The sequence below is a fragment of the Chelatococcus caeni genome (assembly GCF_014196925.1).
Lineage (GTDB): Bacteria > Pseudomonadota > Alphaproteobacteria > Rhizobiales > Beijerinckiaceae > Chelatococcus_A > Chelatococcus_A caeni.
On sequence record NZ_JACIEN010000006.1, the window covers coordinates 209,176 to 227,013 of the forward strand.

Consider the following 17,838-nt stretch of genomic DNA (forward strand, 5'->3'; position numbering starts at 1 on the left):
TCGCCGGCCCGCGTGAAAGGTGAGGGACGGAGGCGATGCACCTCCTCGCGACGACTTCCGTGACGCTCGACGAGGCGAACGAGGCGGTGGACGTCGCCCAGTCGCCGGGCGACATCGTCGTGCTCTCCTTCGCCGACAGCGACCTCGCGCTCGTCGCGGCCGCTCATGCCCGCCTCGGCAAGGGCTTCCCCAGCCTGCGCCTCGCCGACCTCAAGCGGCTGCGCCACCCCCTGTCGGTCGACCTCTATGTCGATCAGGTGGCGGCGAAGGCGCGCTTCGTCCTGGTGCGTTGCCTCGGCGGCATCGACTATTGGCGCTACGGGCTCGAGCGGCTGTCGCAGCTCGCGCGGGAGACGAACCTCATCTTCGCGGCGGTGCCCGGCGAACCGCGGCCCGACCCGGCGCTCATGGCGCTCTCCAGTGCCCCGCCGGACCTGCTCCGCGTGCTCCACGCCGATTTCTCGGCCGGCAGCGAGCCGGCGATGCAGGCGATGCTCGGCCGCATCGCGGCAGCCCTTGGCCATGAAACGGCGAGCGAGACCGCGTCTGCACCGCCGGCGCCGCTGCCGCCGCTCGTCGCCTGGTCGGCCGAGGGCGGGGCCGTGGAGCCCGAGGCGGCGCTTGCAAGCCTGCCGGCTGACCGGCCGGTCGTGCCGCTCCTCTTCTATCGCTCGGCGCTCGCGGCCGGGGATGTCGCGCCGGCCGCAGCCCTCGCCGAGGCCTTGGCCGTGCGTGGCCTCGCGCCGCTGCCGCTGGCGCTCACCAGCCTCAAGGATCCTGCCGTCGCCGAGCCGCTGCGCCGGCTCATCACGCTGCGCCCGCCCGCCGTGATCGTCGCGCTGACGGGCTTTTCGGCGCGGGACGATGCCGGCTTCGTCCTCGACGCGGCCGGGGCGCCCGTCATCCAGGCGATCGTCTCGGGCAGCACGCGCGAGGCCTGGGCGGAGGCGCCGGCCGGCCTCGCCGCCGCGGATCTTGCCATGCAGGTCGTGCTGCCGGAGGCGGACGGGCGCCTCATCGGCCGCGCCGTCGCCTTCAAGGAATGGGCGCTCGACGTGCCGGCGGCCGATTTCGTCGGCCGGCGCAAGGTCGCCGATCCGGAGGGCGTGGCGGCGGTCGCGGATCTCGCCGCCCGCTGGGCGCGCCTTGCCGCGACACCGCGCGGCGAGCGGCGCCTCGCCTTCATCCTGTCCGACTATCCCGCCCGGGCCGGCCGCGCCGGCTATGCCGTGGGGCTCGACACGCCGGCGAGCCTATGCGCTATCTTCGACGATCTCGCCGCGGTCGGCTTCGACACGCGCCGCAGCTTCGACGTGGCCGAAGTGATGCCGCGGCTGACGGGCTCTTCTCCCTCCCCCGGCGAAGCGGCGGGGAGAGCCGGGGTGGGGGGCGGTGCCGCAGGTGGGTGCTCGCCGAATACGATGGCTACGGCAGGTGATTCCGAACGCCCCGGCGCTGCGCCCGAGGGCGCCCCACCCCTGGTCCCTCCCCGCCGCAAGCGGGGGGAGGGGGACAGGGGGCACCCGGTCAGCGCGGTTGATCTCTCCCGCGATCCGGGGGGCGATGGCGAAGCGCTCCTGTCCCTTGCCGATTATCGCGTCTGGTTCTCCGCCCAGCCCGCCGCGCTGCAGGCGGAGGTTCTGGACCGCTGGGGCGCGCCTGAATCGGACCCCGCCTGCCGCGACGATCATTTCGTCTTCCCGGTCCTGCGCGCCGGCAAGGCGCTCGCCGCCCTGCAGCCGGGCCGCGGCCTGCCGGGCGCCGACAGGAAGGCGCTGCATCACGCGCCGGACGTGCCGCCCTGCCACGGCTATCTCGCCTTCTATCTGGCGCTCCGGCGCGCCGGCATCGATGCCCTCGTTCATCTCGGCACGCACGGCACTGTGGAATGGCTGCCGGGCAAGGCCGTGGCGCTGTCAGGGGCCTGCTGGCCGCAGGTGGCGGCGGGCGACCTGCCGGTGATCTATCCCTTCATCGTCAACGATCCGGGCGAGGCGGCGCCCGCCAAGCGGCGCATCGCGGCCCTGACGCTCGGCCATCTCACGCCGCCGCTTGCCGTCGGCGGGCTCCACGGCGAGGCGGCCGCGCTGCGCGACCTCGTCGAGGAATATGCCGGCGCCCAGGCGCTCGACCCGCGCCGCGCGAAGCTCCTTGCCGAGGACATCCTGTCGCGCGCCGAAGCCTCCGGCCTCGCCGCCGAATGCGGCATCGTCCCGGGCATGGCCATGGCGGAGGCGCTGAGCGCGCTCGATGCGCATCTGTGCGACCTCGCCGAAATCTCCTTCGCCGAGGGACTGCACATCTTCGGCCGCAGCCCGGCGGCGGCGGAGCGGGCGCGCCTCCTCGCCGAGATCGCCGGGCTCGACGAGGCGCAGGCAACCCGCGTGGCCGAGGCCGTCGCGGCGAGCGGCGCGGCCGAGCGTGACGCTCTCGTCGCCGCGCTCGACGGGCGCTTCGTGCCGCCCGGCCCATCGGGGTCGCCGGCCCGCGGGCAGGTGGAGGTGCTGCCCACCGGCCGCAACATGACGACGCTCGACCCGCGCGCCGTCCCCACCCCGGCCGCCACCCGGCTCGGCGAGCGCGCCGCGGCCGAGGTGATCCGCCGCCATCTGCAGGAGACGGGGGACTGGCCGCGCCGCATCGTCATGGACCTGTGGGCCTCGCCCACCATGCGCACCGGCGGCGAGGACATCGCCCACGCGCTGGCGCTGATGGGCGTGAAGCCGGAGTGGGACCATGCCTCCGGCCGCGTCGGCGGCTTCACCATTCTGCCGCTGGCGCTGCTCGACCGGCCGCGCGTCGACGTCACCCTGCGCGTCTCGGGCGCCTTTCGCGATACCTTCCCCATCCAGCTGGCGCTGCTCGACCAGGCGGCGCGGGCGGTCGCGGCGCTCGACGAGGAGGACGGCTGGAACCCGCTCGCCGCCGCGCGCCGCGCCGGTGGCCTCCTGTCCCGCGTCTTCGGCGCCGCGCCGGGCCGCTACGGCGTGGGGCTGGCGGACCGGGTCCTGGCGGATGACGAGGCCGCGCGCGGGGACCTTGCCGCGCTCTACCTGGCCGCGACCGACCACGCTTATGGCGCCGGCGAGGCGCGTCGGGACGGCTCCTTCGCGGAGCGGCTCGCGGCGGCGGATGCCTTCGTCCATGTGTCCGACACGCGCGAGCGCGACATCCTCGACGGCGACGACGCCATGGAGGCCATCGGCGGCTTCGCCGTCGCCGGGCGCGACGGGGCGCTCGTCTTCAGCCTCGACACCAGCCGGCCGGAGGCGCCGCGCGTGCGCACCGTCGAGGAGGACGTCGCTCGCCTCGTCCGCGGCCGGCTCGCCAACCCGCGCTGGGTCGCCGGCCAGCTCGCCCATGGCTGGCGCGGCGCCGCCGAGCTCGCCCAGTCGCTCGATGCCGTCTTCATCTGCGCGGCCACCACGGGCGCGGTGTCGGACCGCCAGTTCGACATGCTCTTTGCCGCCTATGTGGGCGACGAGGCGGTTTTCGCGCAGGTGCGGGAGGCCAATCCTCCGGCCGCCGGTGCTATCCTCGAGCGTTTCGCCGCGGCCCGCCGCCGCGGCCTGTGGCGCTCGCGGCTCAATTCCGCCGCCACCCGACTGGACGCCCTCGTCCGGGAGGCCGCGGCATGAGCGGCGCGGCTCCCGTACCGGCCAGCCGACGCGGCTGGTGTCCGGGCATCGCCCGCCCCATGGCGACCGGCGACGGCCTCCTCGTGCGCATCCACCCGCGCCACGGCTGCTTGACGACGGCACAGCTCGGAGGGCTCGCCGATCTGGCTGAGCGCTACGGCAACGGCCCCACCGATGTTACGAGCCGCGGCAACCTGCAGTTGCGCGGTGTTGCCGAGGCCGATCATGGCGCGCTCTCCGACGCGCTCGCCGGACTCGGCTTCATCGATGATTTGCCGGCAACAGGACCGCAGCGCATCGTCTTCCTCGATCCGCTCGCGGGTCTCGACGGCCTGCGCGACCTGCGCCCGCTCGCCGACGCCATCGAGGCCGCGCTGCGGCCACTGCGCGCGAAGCTCCCCGGCAAGTTCTGCATCGCCCTCGGACATGAAGGCACCGCGCCCGCCGTGGCGGCGGACCTCGAGGTCGCCGTCGATGCGGACGGAAACGCTGTCGTCCGTTTGCGCGATGTATGGCCACCTGAAGCTGACGCGCCCTACTCCCCTCCCACTTGCGGGGAGGGGCTGGGGGTGGGGGTCACGACGAAAGAGGGTGGTTGCCTTCCTGGCTGGACCCCCCCCCTCCCTAACCCTCCCCCGCAAGGGGGGAGGGAACAGGCGGCCGGTCTCCCGGTCCGGATTGCTGCGCTGGTATCGGAATTCCTCGCCAATAACCCCGGTAAGCGGAGCCCTCGGCAAAGAAACGATGTGCCGGCTAATTACCTCGGCCTTCTGCCAGCCGGCGAACAACCGATCCTCGCTGTCGCCCCGGCCTTCGGCCGCCTCGCCGCTGCCGACATGCGCCGGCTCGCCGGCTGGGCCGGCCGCCACGGCGCGGGAGAACTGCGCCTGACGCCGTCCCGGGCCGTGCTCATCCCGCATCTTGACAGGGGCGCCGCGGACGGGCTGATGCGCGAGGCGCGGGCGGCCGGCTTCATCGTCGATGCCGACGATCCGCGGGTCTTGCTCGTCGCCTGCCCGGGGCGCCCGGCCTGCCGGAGCGCCTTCGCGCCGGCGCAGGCCGATGCCCTGCGCCTCGCCGGCGTGGCCGGGCTCTTCGGCGCCATGCATGTCTCGGGCTGCGCCAAGGGGTGTGCGCGCCAGGCGCCGGCGCCGCTCACGCTGGTGGGCGAGGCGGGCGGCTATGGCGTGGTGCTCGACGGCACGGCGCGCGATGCGCCGCTCGCCGTGCGCTCCGTGGCGGAGATCGAGACGCTGCTGCAGGCGGTTGTCGCGACCGGCCCGTCGCGGGGCGAGGCAATCGCGGCCCTCGCCCGCGCGCTGAGGCCTGAACTGGGGAAGGAGATGCCGCGATGAGCGGCCGTTACGATTACGAACGCGACGGGGCGGCGATCTACCGCGCCTCCTTCGCCATCATCCGCGCCGAGGCCGATCTTGCGCGCTTTTCCGGCGCCGCCGAGCGCGTCGTCGTGCGCATGATTCACGCCTGCGGCATGACGGACCTGCCGCAGGACGTCGACATGTCCGCCGGTTTCGCGGAAGCGGCGGCGGCGGCCCTGCGCCGGGGGGCGCCCATCCTCTGTGACGCGCGCATGGTGGCGAACGGCATCACCCGCGCGCGCCTGCCGGCGGGTAACGAGGTCGTCTGCACGCTCGACGATTCGCGCGTGCCGGCCCTCGCCGAAAAGATCGGCAACACCCGCACCGCCGCGGCCATGGAGCTGTGGCGCGAGCGGCTCGCCGGCAGCCTTGTCGTCGTTGGCAATGCGCCCACGGCGCTGTTCCGGCTGCTCGAGATGCTGGACGAGGACGCGCCGCTGCCGGCTGCCGTCATCGGCATCCCGGTCGGCTTCGTCGGCGCGGCCGAATCGAAGGCGGTGCTCGCCGCCGACGGGCGCGTGCCGCATCTCGTCGTCCACGGCCGGCGCGGCGGCAGCGCCATGGCGGCCGCGGCGGTCAACGCCCTTGCGAGCGACAGCGAATGACCCCCCCAGGCAAGCTCTTCGGTGTCGGCATGGGACCGGGCGACGCCGGCTACGTGACGCTGCGCGCCCGCGAGGTGGTGCTTGAGGCCAGCCTCGTCGCCCATTTCGCCAAGAAGGGCCGGCGCGGCCATGCCCGCACCATCGCGGATGAGGCCATCGGCACCGCCGGGCGCGAAATGGCCCTCGTCTATCCGGTGACGACCGAGATCGCCGTGGCCGATCCGGGCTACGGCGCCGCCATCACGGCCTTCTACGACGAGGCGGCCGAGGCGATCGCCCGGGAACTCGCCGCCGGCACCGATGTCGCCGTGCTGTGCGAGGGCGACCCCTTCTTCTACGGCTCCTTCATGCATCTGTGGCGACGCCTGCGCGGGCGCTTTTCGGTGGAGGTGGTGCCGGGCGTCACCGGCATGTCGGGCTGCTGGTCGCGCGCGGGCGTGCCCATCACCTGGGGTGACGACGTGCTCACGGTGCTGCCGGCGACGCTCGCGAAGGACGATCTGGTGCGCCGCCTCGGCACGACCGACGCCGCCGTCATCATGAAGCTCGGCCGCAACCTCCCCAAGGTGCGTGCGGCGCTGATCGAGGCCGGGCTCATCGAGCGCGCCGTCTTCGTCGAGCGCGGCACCATGCACGGCGAGATCGTCTGCCCGCTCGCCGAAAAAGCGGACGACGAGGCGCCCTATTTCGCCATGGTGCTGGTGCCCGGCGAGGGGCGTCGGCTGTGAGCGCGCCGGGCCGCCTCGTCATCGTCGGTCTCGGGCCGGGCGAGCCGCACTGGCTGACGCCGGCGGCGCGCGCCGCGCTCGAGGGGGCGAGCGACCTCATCGGCTACGGCCCCTATCTCGACCGGCTCGGCGACCTGCAGCCGGACCAGCGCCGCCACGCCTCCGACAACCGGGTGGAGCTGGAGCGGGCGCGCCATGCCCTCACCCTCGCCGCCGAGGGCCGGCAGGTGGCCGTCGTCTCGGGCGGCGATCCCGGCGTCTTCGCCATGGCGGCGGCCGTGTTCGAGGCGCTCGAAGGGGGCGATCCCGCCTGGGCCGGGCTCGACATCGCGGTGGAGCCCGGCGTCACCGCCATGCTCGCAGCGGCCGCCCGGGCCGGCGCGCCGCTCGGCGGCGATTTCTGCGCCATCTCCCTGTCCGACAACCTGAAGCCGTGGGACGTGCTGGAGAAGCGGCTCGCGGCAGCGCTTTCGGCCGATTTCGTCATCTGCCTCTACAATCCCATCTCGCGCGCGCGGCCCTGGCAGCTCGGGCGCGCCCTCGCCATCGCCCGCGCGCATCGCGCGCCGCAAACGCCCGTCATCTTCGCCCGGGCCGTGGGGCGGGCCGACGAGAAGCTGACGGTGATGCCGCTTGCCGAGGCGGCCGGCGGCCTCGCCGACATGGCGACCCTCGTCATCATCGGCGCCTCGACGACGCGCTGCGTGCCCCGCCCGGCCGGGGAACGACCCTGGGTCTACACGCCGCGCAGCTACGGAGGCGGGCGATGAGCAGAGCGGCGTCAATTCTCCCCTCCCCCTTGCGGGGAGGGGTCGGGGGTGGGGGGCGTCAGGCCGGGCGCCGGTCGCTTGTGCAGCGGATGGCGCTACCCCCCTCCCTAACCCTCCCCCGCAAGGGGGGAGGGGACGCTGGCGCTCCGGTGCCTGGCAATGAGCCATGCCAGCGCCGCCTCGGCCGTCTCGACCGTCGGCACGTCGGGCCGGTCGGGCCGTCGCACCATGACGACGGGCAGGCCGAGGTTCCGGGCCGCGATGATCTTCGCCTCGGTGGCGCGGCCGCCGGCGTTCTTGGAGACGACGACATCGATCGCCTCGCGCTGCATCAGCGCCATCTCGTCCTCCACCGCGAACGGCCCGCGCGCCCGGATGAGCGTGGCGGACGCGAGAAGCCCCTCCGCCGGCTCGATGCTGCGCACGACATAATGGTGCTGCGGCGCCGCCGCGAAGGCGGCGAGCTCCTGCCGCCCGATGGTGAGGAACACGCGGGCGGGCTTTCCGCCGAGCGCAGCCGCCGCGCCGGCCATGTCGGCCACCTCGGTCCAGCTGTCGCCCGGCTGGCGCTGCCACGGCGGCCGGGCGAGGGCGAGGAGCGGCACGCCTACCATCCTGCGGGCGGCGGCTGCGTTTGCGCTGATGCGCGCGGCGAAGGGATGCGTCGCATCGACGACGGCCGCGATCTTTTCCTCGGCGAGGAAATGCGCCAGCCCGTCCACGCCGCCGAAGCCGCCGATGCGCGTCGTGACAGGCGCTGCGGCAGGCGCGCTCGTGCGCCCGGCGAGCGACAGTACGGGCTCGAACCGCGTATCCTCCGCCACGAGCCGGGCAAGGGCCGTCGCCTCGCTGGTGCCGCCGAGAAGGAGAATGCGCATGGCCGCTGACATGCCGGACTTCTCGCCCAAGGCAGCGCCGATGTCGAGCGCCGTGCCAATATCGAGCCCCACGCCCTGGCTGACCATCGTCGGCATCGGGGAGGACGGGCGCGCCGGCTTGTCCCCCGCCGCGCTCGCCGCGCTCGAGGCGGCCGAACTTGTTGTCGGCGGGGAGCGGCACCTCGCGCTCGCGGCGCCCTTTCCCGGGCGGGCCCTCGCCTGGCCGAGCCCGCTCAAGGAGGCTTTTCCGGAGATCCTCGCCCATCGCGGCCGGCCGGTGTGCATCCTCGCGAGCGGGGATCCCTTCAATTACGGCATCGGCGCGCAGCTCGCCGCCCTCGTGCCGGCCGACGAGCTGCTGTGCCTGCCGCAGCCCTCGTCCTTCTCGCTCGCCGCCGCGCGCCTCGGCTGGTCGCTGCCGGATGTGACGACGGTCAGCCTGCACGGCCGTGCGCTCGCCGGCATCGTGCCTTACCTGCAGCCCGTTGCGCGGCTTATCGTGCTGACATGGGACGGCACGACGCCCGGCAAGGTGGCGGCGCTGCTCGCAGAGCGCGGCTTCGGCGCCTCGCGCCTCACCGTGCTCGAGGCCATGGGCGGGCCGCGCGAGCGGCGCCTTGCGACGACGGCGCAGGGCTTCGACCTTACCGGGATCGGCCCGCTCAACACGCTCGCCGTCGAGGTCGTCGCCGGCCCCGACGCCCGGGTCGTCACGCTCGTGCCGGGGCGCGACGATGCCTGGTTCGAGAACGACGGCCAGCTCACCAAGAGCGAGATTCGCGCCGTGACGCTGGCGGCGCTCGCCCCGCGCGCGGGCGAGGTGCTGTGGGACATCGGCGCCGGCGCCGGCTCCATCGCCATCGAATGGTGCCTCGCCCATCCGCGCAACCGCGCCTTCGCCATCGAGGAGCGGCCGGACCGCGCGACGCGCGCCGCGGCGAATGCGGACAGGCTCGGCGCCACGGGCGTCACCGTGACGGTCGCGAAGGCGCCGGAGGGGCTCGCCGACCTGCCGCGGCCCGAGGCCATCTTCATCGGCGGGGGGCTGACGGATGCCGGCGTCTTCGAGGCGGCCTGGGCCGCCTTGCCGGCCGGCGGGCGGCTCGTCGCCAATGCCGTGACGCTGGAGAGCGAACAGCGGCTCGCCGCGCTCTTCGCCGCCCACGGGGGGCGGCTGCGGCGCCTCTCCGTGGCCCGAGCCGAGCCGGTCGGCGGCTTCCATGGCTGGCGCACGGCGATGCCCGTGACGCAATGGGTGGCGGACAAGCCATGATCGCCCTCGGCATCGGTCTTTCGAGCGTCGCCGACGGGGCGGCCATCGCGGCGCTCGCATGCCGGGCATTGGCCCATGCCGGACTGGAGGCCTCCGTGCTCGCCGTGCCGGACTGGCGCGCGGACCTGCCGGCGGTGGCCGCGGCGGCGCGCCTCATGGGCCTGCCGCTCGCGCCGGTATCGCGCGCGGCCATGCAGGCGGTCGAGGCGGCCGTGGTGACGCGCTCGCCCGAAAACCTTGCCCGCTACGGCGTCGGCTCGGTCGCCGAGGCTGCGGCGCTCGTCGCCGTCGGGCGCGGCGCGCGCCTTCTCGTGCCGCGCCTTGCGGAGGCGGGCGCGACCTGCGCCGTGGCTGAAGGGGAGGGGCCATGACCGTCCATTTCATCGGCGCGGGTCCCGGCGCCGCCGATCTCATGACCCTGCGGGGGCGCAGCCTCATCGAGCGCTGCCCCGTCTGCCTCTATGCCGGCTCCATCCTGCCGCCGGAGATCCTCTCCTGGTGCCCGCCGGGCGCGCGGCTGGTCGATACGGCCGGGCTCGACCTCGATGCCATCGCCGCCGAGTTCGCGCGCGCCCATGCGCTCGGGCAGGACGTGGCGCGCCTGCACTCGGGCGACCTCTCCATCTGGAGCGCGGTGGCCGAGCAGATGCGCCGGCTCGATGCCTTTGGCATTCCCTATACGCTGACGCCGGGCGTGCCGGCCTTCGCGGCGGCGGCGGCCGCGCTCGGGCGTGAGCTGACCCTGCCGGGCGTCGCCCAGTCGCTCGTGCTCACCCGCACCGGCGGCCGCGCCTCGCCCATGCCGGACAGGGAGAAGCTCGCCACCTTCGCCGCGACGGGCGCGACGCTCGCCATCCATCTCTCCATCCATGTCGTCGACAAGGTGGCGGAGGAGCTCGCGCCGCACTACGGGCCGGATTGCCCGGCGGCCGTGGTCTGGCGTGCGTCCTGGCCGGACGAGCGTATCCTGAGGGGCACCCTCGCCAGCATCGCCGGCGAGGTGGCGCGCGAGAAGCTGGAGCGCACCGCGCTCATCCTCGTCGGGCCGGCGCTCGCCCGGGAGGATTTCCGCGACAGCGCGCTTTATACGAAGACCTATGCGCGGCGCTTCCGCCCGCAGGAGGGGGAGAGCGAGACGTGATGAGGCTGCCGGAGATCGAGACGCCCGCCTTCGCGCCCGGCTCGGTGTGGCTCGTCGGCGCCGGGCCCGGCGATCCCGGGCTCCTGACGCTCCATGCCGTCAAGGCGCTCGCCGAAGCGGACGTCATCGTCCACGACGCGCTCGTCGATCCGCGCATCCTGGCGCTCGCGCCGCCTTCAGCCCGGCGCGAATATGCCGGCAAGCGCGGCGGCAAGCCCTCGGCGAGCCAGCGCGACATCTGCGAGCGGCTGATCGCGCTCGCGCGCGAAGGGCTGCGCGTGCTGCGCCTCAAGGGGGGCGATCCCTTCGTCTTCGGCCGCGGTGGCGAGGAGGTGCTGGCGCTCGCCGCCGCCGGCGTGCCGTTCCACGTGGTGCCGGGCCTGTCGAGCGGCATCGCTGCTCTTGCCGCCCATGCGGTGCCGGCGACGACGCGCGACACCAACCAGGCCGTCATCCTCGCCACCGGCCATGCGGCGCCGGGCGAGGCGGGGGCCGACTGGGCAGCGCTCGCCCGCGCCGGTGTACCGATCGTTCTCTACATGGCCGTCGCCAACCTGCCGGCCATCGTGGCCGGGCTCAAGGACGGCGGCATGCCGGGCGCGACGCCGGCGCTTGCGGTGGAACAGGTCTCGACCCCGGCCGAGCGGCTGGTGGAGGGCACGCTCGACGAGCTTGCCACGCTCGCCGCCGCCGGCGGCCTCAACGCGCCGGCGGTGATCGCCGTGGGCGCCATCGCGCGGTTCCGCGCCACGCTCGCCGCCCGCCTGAGGGAGGCTTCGTGAGCCGCGGCCTCCTCATCGCCGCCCCGCGCTCCGGCTCCGGCAAGACGACGATCACGCTCGCGGTGATGCGGGCGCTCAGCCGGCGCGGCCTTGCCGTGCAGGGCGCCAAATGCGGGCCGGACTATATCGACCCCGCCTTCCATGCCGCGGCGACCGGGCGGCCGAGCTTCAACCTCGACAGCTTCGCCATGCCGCCGGCCCTGCTCGATGATCTCGTCGCCGGCCATGTGGCGGCCGACCTCGTCATTGCCGAGGGCTCCATGGGACTCTTCGACGGCGTGACCGGCGGCGAGGGGGCGACCGGCGCCAGCGCCGACATCGCCGCCCGCTTCGGCTGGCCGGTCGTGCTGGTGCTCGACGTCTCGGGCCAGGCACAGTCGGCGGCCGCCACGGCCCTCGGCTTCCGCAGCTACGATCCGCGCGTGACGATCGCCGGCGTCATCCTCAACAACGTCGCGAGCGAGCGCCACCGGCGCCTCGCGGCCGACGGCATGGCACGCATCGGCCTGCCCGTCCTCGGCGTCGTCATGCGCCGCAAGGAGATCATCCTGCCCGAGCGCCACCTCGGCCTCGTCCAGGCGGGCGAGACGGCCGACCTCGCCGCCCGCCTCGACGCACTGGCGGACCTCGCGGAGGCGTCGATCGATCTCGACGCCTTGCTGCGCGCTGCGCGGGAAGCGCAAAGTGCAGGCGACGAGCGGGAGCGACAGGCTCCCTCCCCCCGCTTTGCGGCGGGGAGGGTTGGGGTGGGGGGCAGCGGCGCGACGATCGACAGCCGGCCCATCCAAGCGGGAACACCCCCCACCCCTAGCCCCTCCCCACCGCAAGGCGGGGGGAGGGGAACGGCGCCCAGTCCTTCATCGCCCAGTCCTTCATCGCCCGGCCTTCCATCGCTCCGCCTGCCACCGCCCGGCCGGCGCATCGCGCTGGCGCAGGATGCCGCCTTCTCCTTCGTCTATCCGCATGTGCTCGACGGCTGGCGGCAGGCGGGGGCGGAGATCGTGCCGTTCTCGCCGCTGGAGGACGAGCCGCCGGCGGACGATTGCGACGCCTGCTGGCTGCCGGGCGGCTATCCGGAACTGCATGCCGGGCGGCTCGCCGGCAATGCGCGCTTCCTCGACGGCCTCCGCGGGTTCGCGGCGAGCCGGCTGGTGCACGGCGAATGCGGCGGCTACATGGTGCTGGGCGAGGCGCTGGAGGATGCCGAAGGTGTGACGCACGCCATGGCCGGCCTGCTGCCCGTCGTCACCTCCTTCGCCAGGCGCCGCCTGCATCTCGGCTATCGCATCGCGACGCTGGCCTGCGACAGCGTCCTCGGTTCCGCCGGCGCGGTGCTCGTCGGCCACGAGTTCCACTATGCCTCGGTGACGGCCGGTGCTCCGGGCGAGGTCGATTGCCTCGCGCAGGTCCGCGATGCGCATGGAACGGACATCGGCCCCGTAGGCCACGTGCGCGGGCGCGTCAGCGGCACCTTCTTCCACGCGGTCGCACCGCGCTAAGTCCTCTCAGGGGCTGGCGACGATGAGCGCCCAGTAAACCTTGTATTTCGACCCCGGCGCATAGGCCGTGGCGATGCCGAGGCGCGTCGCGCCGGGTGCCAGCATGGTGCGGTCGTGCTGGGGCGATTCGCGCCAGCCGGAGAAGGCCTCCGCCACAGTGTGATAGCCGGCCGAGAGGTTGACGGCGGGGGAGGCGACCCCGGCCGCGGCGAGGCGCTGCTTCACCGCATCGGCCGAGCTCGGCCTGTCGGCCGTCGCCATGCGCTCAGCCTCTGCCTGCGCCTCGCGCTGCAGGGCGGCGTCGACGGCGACGGGCGGCAGGCCGTGGTTGCGGCGATAGGCCGAGATCATGCCCGCGGCGCTCGCGGCATCGACGCTCGCCCCCGCCGAGGCGAGTGAGCGGTAGAAGGCCGGCTGCTGCGTATCCGGCGGCGGGGAAGAGCAGGCCGCAAGGAGCGCGAGCGGGGCCGCGGCAAGCGCGCGGCGCAACAGGCGCCGGACGGGGAGGTCGTTCACCATGGTCATCCTATGAAGGTTTGGACGTCTCGGCCGCGCCTGCCGGCGCCGGCGTGGCCTGTGTGGTGCCCGTCAGCCGCTCGAGCGCCTGTTCCAGCCGCTCGGTGCCGCGCACGTGGAGGTCGCGCTGCGGGTAGGGGATCTCGATGCCCGCCTCGCGCAGCTTGCGGAAGATGGCGAAGAGCAGAGCGCTCTTCACGCCGAGTGACGCTTCGACATTGCCGACGAAGCAGCGCAGCTCGAAATCGAGCGAGGATTCGCCGAAGCGGATGAACAGCACCGACGGGGCGGGCTCGCTGAGGACCTCGGAATGCTCGCGGGCGCAGCCCTCGAGGATGCGCGCCACCTCGTCCGGGTCCGCCTCGTAGGAGACGCCGACGGGCACGATGATGCGGCCGATGCGGTTGTTGTGCACCCAGTTCTTGACGACGCCGGAGATGAGGTTGGAATTCGGCACGATGACCGCGGCGCGGTCGAAGGTCTCGATCTCCGTGGCGCGCACGTTGATGCGCCGAACATAGCCCTGCTCGTCGCCGACGACCACCCAGTCGCCGACGCGGATCGGCCGCTCCCACAGGAGGATGAGGCCCGAGACGAAGTTGTTGACGACCGACTGCAGGCCGAAACCGATACCGACCGAGAGGGCACCGGCGACGATCGCGATCTTCTCGAGGCTGAGCCCCATCTGGGCCGTCGCGAGCGCGACCGCGAGGAAGAAGCCGAGGTAGCCGGCCGCCGTGCGGATGGAATTGCGCAGCCCGGAATCGAGCTCCGTCGCTGGCAGGAACTTCTGGTCGAGCCAGCGCTGCACGGCCCGCGTCACCACGATCACGATGAGGAAGGTGACGATGGAGATGGCGATCGCCGTCGGCGACAGCCTGACCTCGCCGAGCTGGATGCCGGCGAGCCCGCTGCGCAGCGAGCCGAGGATGTCGGACGATTCGATGCCCCAGGGCGCGAGCACCAGCACGACGGCGCCGATGGCGAGCAGGATCCGGATGGTGCCGCCCACGAGCACCGACAGCTGGTCGAGCGCGCGGCGGCGCAGCCCGAGGCTCGTCTGCAGCGACAGCGCGAAGCGGCTGTCGGGGCGGATCGCGTGCTCGAAGGTCTCCTCGACCAGGACGAGCAGCAGGAAGAGCACCGCCGCGAGCGTCGCCACCCAGACGACCTGCTCGACGAGGAAGGTGGCGAGGGCGATGTAGCCCGCGAGGCAGGCGATGACGATGATCGCCGTCACCAGCCAGCCGAGGGCCTTGAGCGGCCCGCCAGCCCGGCTGTCGGGCACGTAGGGGCCGAGGCAGGCTTCCTCGCTGGCGCCGGACGATTGCGTCCGGTGCAGCGTCACCGCCAGCAGCGCCGCGATCGCCGCGGCATGGACGCCGCGCAGGAAGACGAGGACGGCATAGTCGGCGCCGATGGATTCGGCGATGCGCTCCACCGTCGTGAACAGGAGGACGAGGCCCGAGCCGGTCGTGACCGCCGTGACGAGGATGCGCGCCGTCCCCTCCTGCACCGGCACCAGCCGCCAGGCCGGCAGGCCGGGCGCGATGAGGCCATGGGCGAGAGAGCGCACGAAGGCGAGAAAGACGAGGCTCGTCAGGAAGGTCCCGACGATGGGCGCAACCCGCGGCGGCAGCAGCTGGATGCTCTCGAGCGCAAGATAGAGCACCAGCGCCCCGGCAAGGACCGGCACGGTCTGGGCGAGCACGATGCCGAGGGCTGTCACGGACTGCCGCAGCCGGCTCGGGTCCGTCACCTCCGCGGGGCGGCGTGCGACATGCGGCAGCAGCCGGACGCGCGCGAAATGCAGGGCAAGGCCGATGCCGAGGGCGGCGAGCAGCGCCAGCACCTCGCCGCTGCGGGCGCGCCGCTCGAAGGTCGCCAGCCAGTCGCGCGTGACCGTGGAGAGCGCGGCGAACTCGCCCGGCAGGGCCGAGAGCATGCGCGACCAGAGGTCGGGGCTGAGGAGGCCGTGCGTGCGCTGGAAGATCATGCGCGTGAAGGCCGCCTGCCGCCGTTCGGTCAGCGTGGTGCGGATCTGCTCGGACTGCACCTGCAGCGCCCTGGCGAGGCGGATCGTGTCCTCGAGTTCCTTCAGCGACCGGCTGCGCTCCTCCCGCTCACGGCTGATCTCCACCGTCTCGGGCGCAGCACCCGCCTCCGGCGCCGCGCCGAGCTGCGTCAGCCGCGCCTTCACCGCGTCGGCCTTCGGCGTCAGCGCCGTGAGCGTCGCCTGGATGCGGGCGGCCGGCGCCTCCAGCAGCTGGCGCAGCCGCTGCAGGTCGTCGTCCGAAAGATCCTGGCGCGTCAGGGCGTTCTCGATCTGGTCGAGCTGGGCCCGTACGCCATCGAGCTGCGCCCGGTGGACGCCGGCATCCTGGCCGTTGCCGGTCTCGGCCGCCGGTGCCGGCGCAGCCTGCACCGGCGCCGGCTGCTGCTGTGGTGGCGCGTCCTGCGCGGCGGCGGGCAGGACGAGGCCAATGGCGAGGGCGATGGCCGCCGCAACGCGAAGGATCGGGACAGGACGTGTCATGCGCATGCGGCATCCGCTGCTTCGGCGCAGCCCCCTGGCTTCGCCCGCGGCAACCTCTTCGGCTGTTGCGGCAAAGACAAGGCGGCGGAGTTGCGCTCTTTGGGCAGCAAGCGGGCCATCGGTGAAGGAAGCGTTAATGCCCGGCGGGCGGGTTGCGGCGGCAGGCGCTGGCGGGCAAGCTGCGGGCCCGGTCCACCCTCGCGGACATCCATGTCGATCATCCGTCTCTACGCCCGTGTCCTCAGCCTGCTGAGGGACGAGGCGCGCCTGGCGCTCACGCTCGCCCTCGCCAATGTCGCGCTCGCGGCGGCGCTGTTCGCCGAGCCCGTGCTCTTCGGCCGGCTCATCGACGTGCTCGCCCGCGCCCAGGCGCCGGATGTGCCGCTCGACACGCGCCGTCTTACCCTGTTCGCCGGCCTGTGGGTCGCCTTCGGCCTGTTCTCGATCGCCATGGGCGTCGTCGTCGCGCTGCATGCCGACCGGCTGTCGCACCGCCGGCGTCTCGCGGTCATGGCGCGGCTCTTCGAGCACGTCCTCGGCCTGCCCCTGTCCTTCCACGGCGAGAACCATTCCGGCCGGCTCCTCAAGGTGATGCTGGAAGGCGCGAACGGCATGGCGAGCCTGTGGCTCTCCTTCTTCCGCGAGCATTGCGCCGCCTTCGTCATGCTCGTCGTGCTGCTGCCGCTGTCGCTCGTCATCAACCTGCGCCTCGGCGCGCTGCTGCTCGTCCTCGTCCTCGTCTTTGCGGTGCTCATCAATTTCGTCCTCAGGCGCACGCAGACCATGCAGGGCACGGTCGAGCGCTATCACAGCGCGCTGGCCGAGCGGGCCTCGGACGCCCTCGGCAATGTGCCCGTCATCCAGAGCTTCACGCGCATCGAGGCCGAGGCGCGCGCCCTGCGCGAGACGACGGACCGGCTGCTTGCGGCCCAGACCCCCGTCCTGTCCTGGTGGGCGCTCGCCACCATCTCGACGCGTGCGGCGGCTACGCTCACCATCCTCGCCGTCTTCCTCCTCGGCACCTGGCTGCATCTGCGCGGCGAGGCCAGTATCGGCGAGATCGTCACCTTCATGAGCCTCGCCACCTTGCTCATCGGCCGGCTGGAGCAGGCGGTCGGCTTCGTCAACGTGCTCTTCATGCAGGCGCCGAAGATCGCCGAGTTCTTCGCCGTGGCGGACACTGCCCCCACGGTCGCCGACCGGCCGGATGCGGTCGCTGCCGGGCAGCTCTCCGGCGCCGTCACCTTCGACGGGGTGAGCTTCTCCTACGACGGCAAGCGGTCCGCGGTGGCGGATGTGACCTTCGCGGTCTCCCCCGGCGAGACGGTGGCGCTCGTCGGCGCCACCGGTTCGGGCAAGTCGACGACGCTCGGCCTGCTCTACCGGGCCTTCGATCCGCAATCGGGCACGATCTCGGTGGATGGGCGCGACATCCGTTCGCTGACACTCGAGAGCCTGCGCCACAATATCGGCGTCGTCTTCCAGGAGCCGATGCTCTTTGCCCGCTCGATCGCCGAGAACCTCGCCGCCGGCAAGCCCGACGCGAGCGAGGACGAGATGCGGGCGGCGCTCGCGAAAGCTCAGGCGAGCGAGTTTCTCGCCCGCCAGCCGGACGGGCTCGCCACCGTCATCGGCGAGCGCGGGCGCACGCTCTCGGGCGGCGAGCGCCAGCGCCTGTCGATTGCCCGCGTCCTTCTCAAGAACCCGCCGATCCTCATCCTCGACGAGGCGACGAGCGCGCTCGACGCGGCGACGGAGGCGAAGCTGCAGAAGGCGCTCGAGGCGGTCATGGCCGGGCGCACCACCTTCGTCATCGCCCACCGGCTCGCCACCATCCGCAACGCCGACCGCATCCTCGTCTTCTCCGACGGCCGCATCATCGAGAGCGGCACCTTCGCCGAACTGGTGGCCAAGGGCGGCCATTTTGCGGCCCTCGCCCGGGCGCAGTTCCTGGCCGAGGCCGAGACGCAGCCGGAGGGCGCCGGCATCGCCGAGACGTGAGGTTTCGGTGGGCCGTGGTGGTGTGTGCCATGGGGCCGCGGCTAGGCAATCGCCGCACGGCCACCCGCCGCCGTGCCCGCGCTCGTCGCGGG

14 protein-coding genes are annotated in these 17,838 nt (G+C 73.3%); 11 read left to right on the forward strand and 3 right to left on the reverse strand.

The annotated features are described in order from the left end of the window. Nucleotides 1-35: 35 nt before the first annotated feature. The 5 genes from cobN to cobJ are packed head-to-tail and all read left to right on the forward strand — an operon-like array spanning nt 36 to nt 7,120. Nucleotides 36-3,638, forward strand: a complete 3,603-nt coding sequence (gene cobN / locus GGR16_RS21135) for a cobaltochelatase subunit CobN (protein ID WP_183317971.1) — start codon at nt 36-38, stop codon at nt 3,636-3,638. Further along, nucleotides 3,635-4,993 (forward strand): nitrite reductase, encoded by a 1,359-nt coding sequence (locus GGR16_RS21140; protein ID WP_183317973.1) that lies wholly within the window; start codon nt 3,635-3,637, stop codon nt 4,991-4,993. The genes cobN and GGR16_RS21140 overlap by 4 nt, the downstream gene beginning before the upstream one ends. Next, nucleotides 4,990-5,622 (forward strand): precorrin-8X methylmutase, encoded by a 633-nt coding sequence (locus GGR16_RS21145; protein ID WP_183317975.1) that lies wholly within the window; start codon nt 4,990-4,992, stop codon nt 5,620-5,622. Before GGR16_RS21140 ends, GGR16_RS21145 begins: the two co-directional genes overlap by 4 nt. Beyond that, entirely contained in the window at nt 5,619-6,350 is a 732-nt protein-coding gene (locus GGR16_RS21150) for a precorrin-2 C(20)-methyltransferase (protein ID WP_183317977.1), read from the forward strand. The genes GGR16_RS21145 and GGR16_RS21150 overlap by 4 nt, the downstream gene beginning before the upstream one ends. Further along, entirely contained in the window at nt 6,347-7,120 is a 774-nt protein-coding gene (cobJ, locus tag GGR16_RS21155; RefSeq protein ID WP_183317979.1) for a precorrin-3B C(17)-methyltransferase, read from the forward strand. The genes GGR16_RS21150 and cobJ overlap by 4 nt, the downstream gene beginning before the upstream one ends. A gap of 107 nt (nt 7,121-7,227) precedes the next feature. On the opposite strand, the gene GGR16_RS21160 is transcribed toward cobJ, so the two are convergent. Further along, complete coding sequence (locus GGR16_RS21160) at nt 7,228-8,010, reverse strand: cobalt-precorrin-6A reductase (RefSeq protein WP_425486591.1); 783 nt, start codon at nt 8,008-8,010, stop codon at nt 7,228-7,230. On the opposite strand from GGR16_RS21160, the gene cbiE reads away from it, so the two are divergent. From cbiE to GGR16_RS21185, 5 genes are read left to right on the forward strand one after another with little or no spacing between them, the layout of a single operon-like run. Beyond that, nucleotides 8,009-9,271: a precorrin-6y C5,15-methyltransferase (decarboxylating) subunit CbiE gene (cbiE, locus tag GGR16_RS21165; RefSeq protein WP_425486593.1), complete on the forward strand. Its 1,263-nt coding sequence runs from the start codon at nt 8,009-8,011 to the stop codon at nt 9,269-9,271. The genes GGR16_RS21160 and cbiE overlap by 2 nt on opposite strands. After that, complete coding sequence (locus tag GGR16_RS21170; RefSeq protein WP_183317981.1) at nt 9,268-9,642, forward strand: cobalamin biosynthesis protein; 375 nt, start codon at nt 9,268-9,270, stop codon at nt 9,640-9,642. Before cbiE ends, GGR16_RS21170 begins: the two co-directional genes overlap by 4 nt. Beyond that, nucleotides 9,639-10,412 (forward strand): precorrin-4 C(11)-methyltransferase, encoded by a 774-nt coding sequence (cobM, locus tag GGR16_RS21175; RefSeq protein WP_183317983.1) that lies wholly within the window; start codon nt 9,639-9,641, stop codon nt 10,410-10,412. The genes GGR16_RS21170 and cobM overlap by 4 nt, the downstream gene beginning before the upstream one ends. Continuing rightward, on the forward strand, nt 10,412-11,194 hold the full coding sequence (gene cobA, locus GGR16_RS21180; protein WP_183318096.1) for a uroporphyrinogen-III C-methyltransferase: 783 nt from the start codon (nt 10,412-10,414) through the stop codon (nt 11,192-11,194). Before cobM ends, cobA begins: the two co-directional genes overlap by 1 nt. After that, entirely contained in the window at nt 11,191-12,693 is a 1,503-nt protein-coding gene (locus tag GGR16_RS21185; protein ID WP_183317985.1) for a cobyrinic acid a,c-diamide synthase CobB, read from the forward strand. The genes cobA and GGR16_RS21185 overlap by 4 nt, the downstream gene beginning before the upstream one ends. A gap of 6 nt (nt 12,694-12,699) precedes the next feature. Here GGR16_RS21185 and GGR16_RS21190 read toward each other — a convergent pair whose 3' ends face one another. Further along, nucleotides 12,700-13,218, reverse strand: a complete 519-nt coding sequence (locus tag GGR16_RS21190; RefSeq protein WP_183317987.1) for a CAP domain-containing protein — start codon at nt 13,216-13,218, stop codon at nt 12,700-12,702. Between the two features lies 1 nt (nt 13,219). Next, nucleotides 13,220-15,745 (reverse strand): DUF3772 domain-containing protein, encoded by a 2,526-nt coding sequence (locus GGR16_RS21195; protein WP_183317989.1) that lies wholly within the window; start codon nt 15,743-15,745, stop codon nt 13,220-13,222. Nucleotides 15,746-15,955: 210 nt separating this feature from the next. Here GGR16_RS21195 and GGR16_RS21200 point away from each other — a divergent pair, with 210 nt between their 5' ends. Continuing rightward, the gene (locus tag GGR16_RS21200) at nt 15,956-17,746 is read left to right on the forward strand and encodes a glucan ABC transporter ATP-binding protein/ permease (protein ID WP_183317991.1); all 1,791 of its coding nucleotides are present in this window, start codon (nt 15,956-15,958) and stop codon (nt 17,744-17,746) included. Nucleotides 17,747-17,838 lie beyond the last annotated feature (92 nt).

Excerpts from the sequence above, each read along its gene's own strand:
- GGR16_RS21170 (WP_183317981.1), top strand. The coding sequence starts at position 9,268 with ATGATCGCCCTCGGCATCGGTCTTTCGAGCGTCGCCGACGGGGCGGCC.
- GGR16_RS21160 (WP_425486591.1), bottom strand. The coding sequence starts at position 8,010 with ATGTCAGCGGCCATGCGCATTCTCCTTCTCGGCGGCACCAGCGAGGCG.
- GGR16_RS21150 (WP_183317977.1), top strand. The coding sequence starts at position 5,619 with ATGACCCCCCCAGGCAAGCTCTTCGGTGTCGGCATGGGACCGGGCGAC.
- cobN (WP_183317971.1), top strand. The coding sequence starts at position 36 with ATGCACCTCCTCGCGACGACTTCCGTGACGCTCGACGAGGCGAACGAG.
- GGR16_RS21190 (WP_183317987.1), bottom strand. The coding sequence starts at position 13,218 with ATGACCATGGTGAACGACCTCCCCGTCCGGCGCCTGTTGCGCCGCGCG.
- GGR16_RS21200 (WP_183317991.1), top strand. The coding sequence starts at position 15,956 with ATGTCGATCATCCGTCTCTACGCCCGTGTCCTCAGCCTGCTGAGGGAC.
- GGR16_RS21145 (WP_183317975.1), top strand. The coding sequence starts at position 4,990 with ATGAGCGGCCGTTACGATTACGAACGCGACGGGGCGGCGATCTACCGC.
- cbiE (WP_425486593.1), top strand. The coding sequence starts at position 8,009 with ATGCCGGACTTCTCGCCCAAGGCAGCGCCGATGTCGAGCGCCGTGCCA.
- cobA (WP_183318096.1), top strand. The coding sequence starts at position 10,412 with ATGAGGCTGCCGGAGATCGAGACGCCCGCCTTCGCGCCCGGCTCGGTG.
- cobM (WP_183317983.1), top strand. The coding sequence starts at position 9,639 with ATGACCGTCCATTTCATCGGCGCGGGTCCCGGCGCCGCCGATCTCATG.
- GGR16_RS21140 (WP_183317973.1), top strand. The coding sequence starts at position 3,635 with ATGAGCGGCGCGGCTCCCGTACCGGCCAGCCGACGCGGCTGGTGTCCG.
- GGR16_RS21195 (WP_183317989.1), bottom strand. The coding sequence starts at position 15,745 with ATGACACGTCCTGTCCCGATCCTTCGCGTTGCGGCGGCCATCGCCCTC.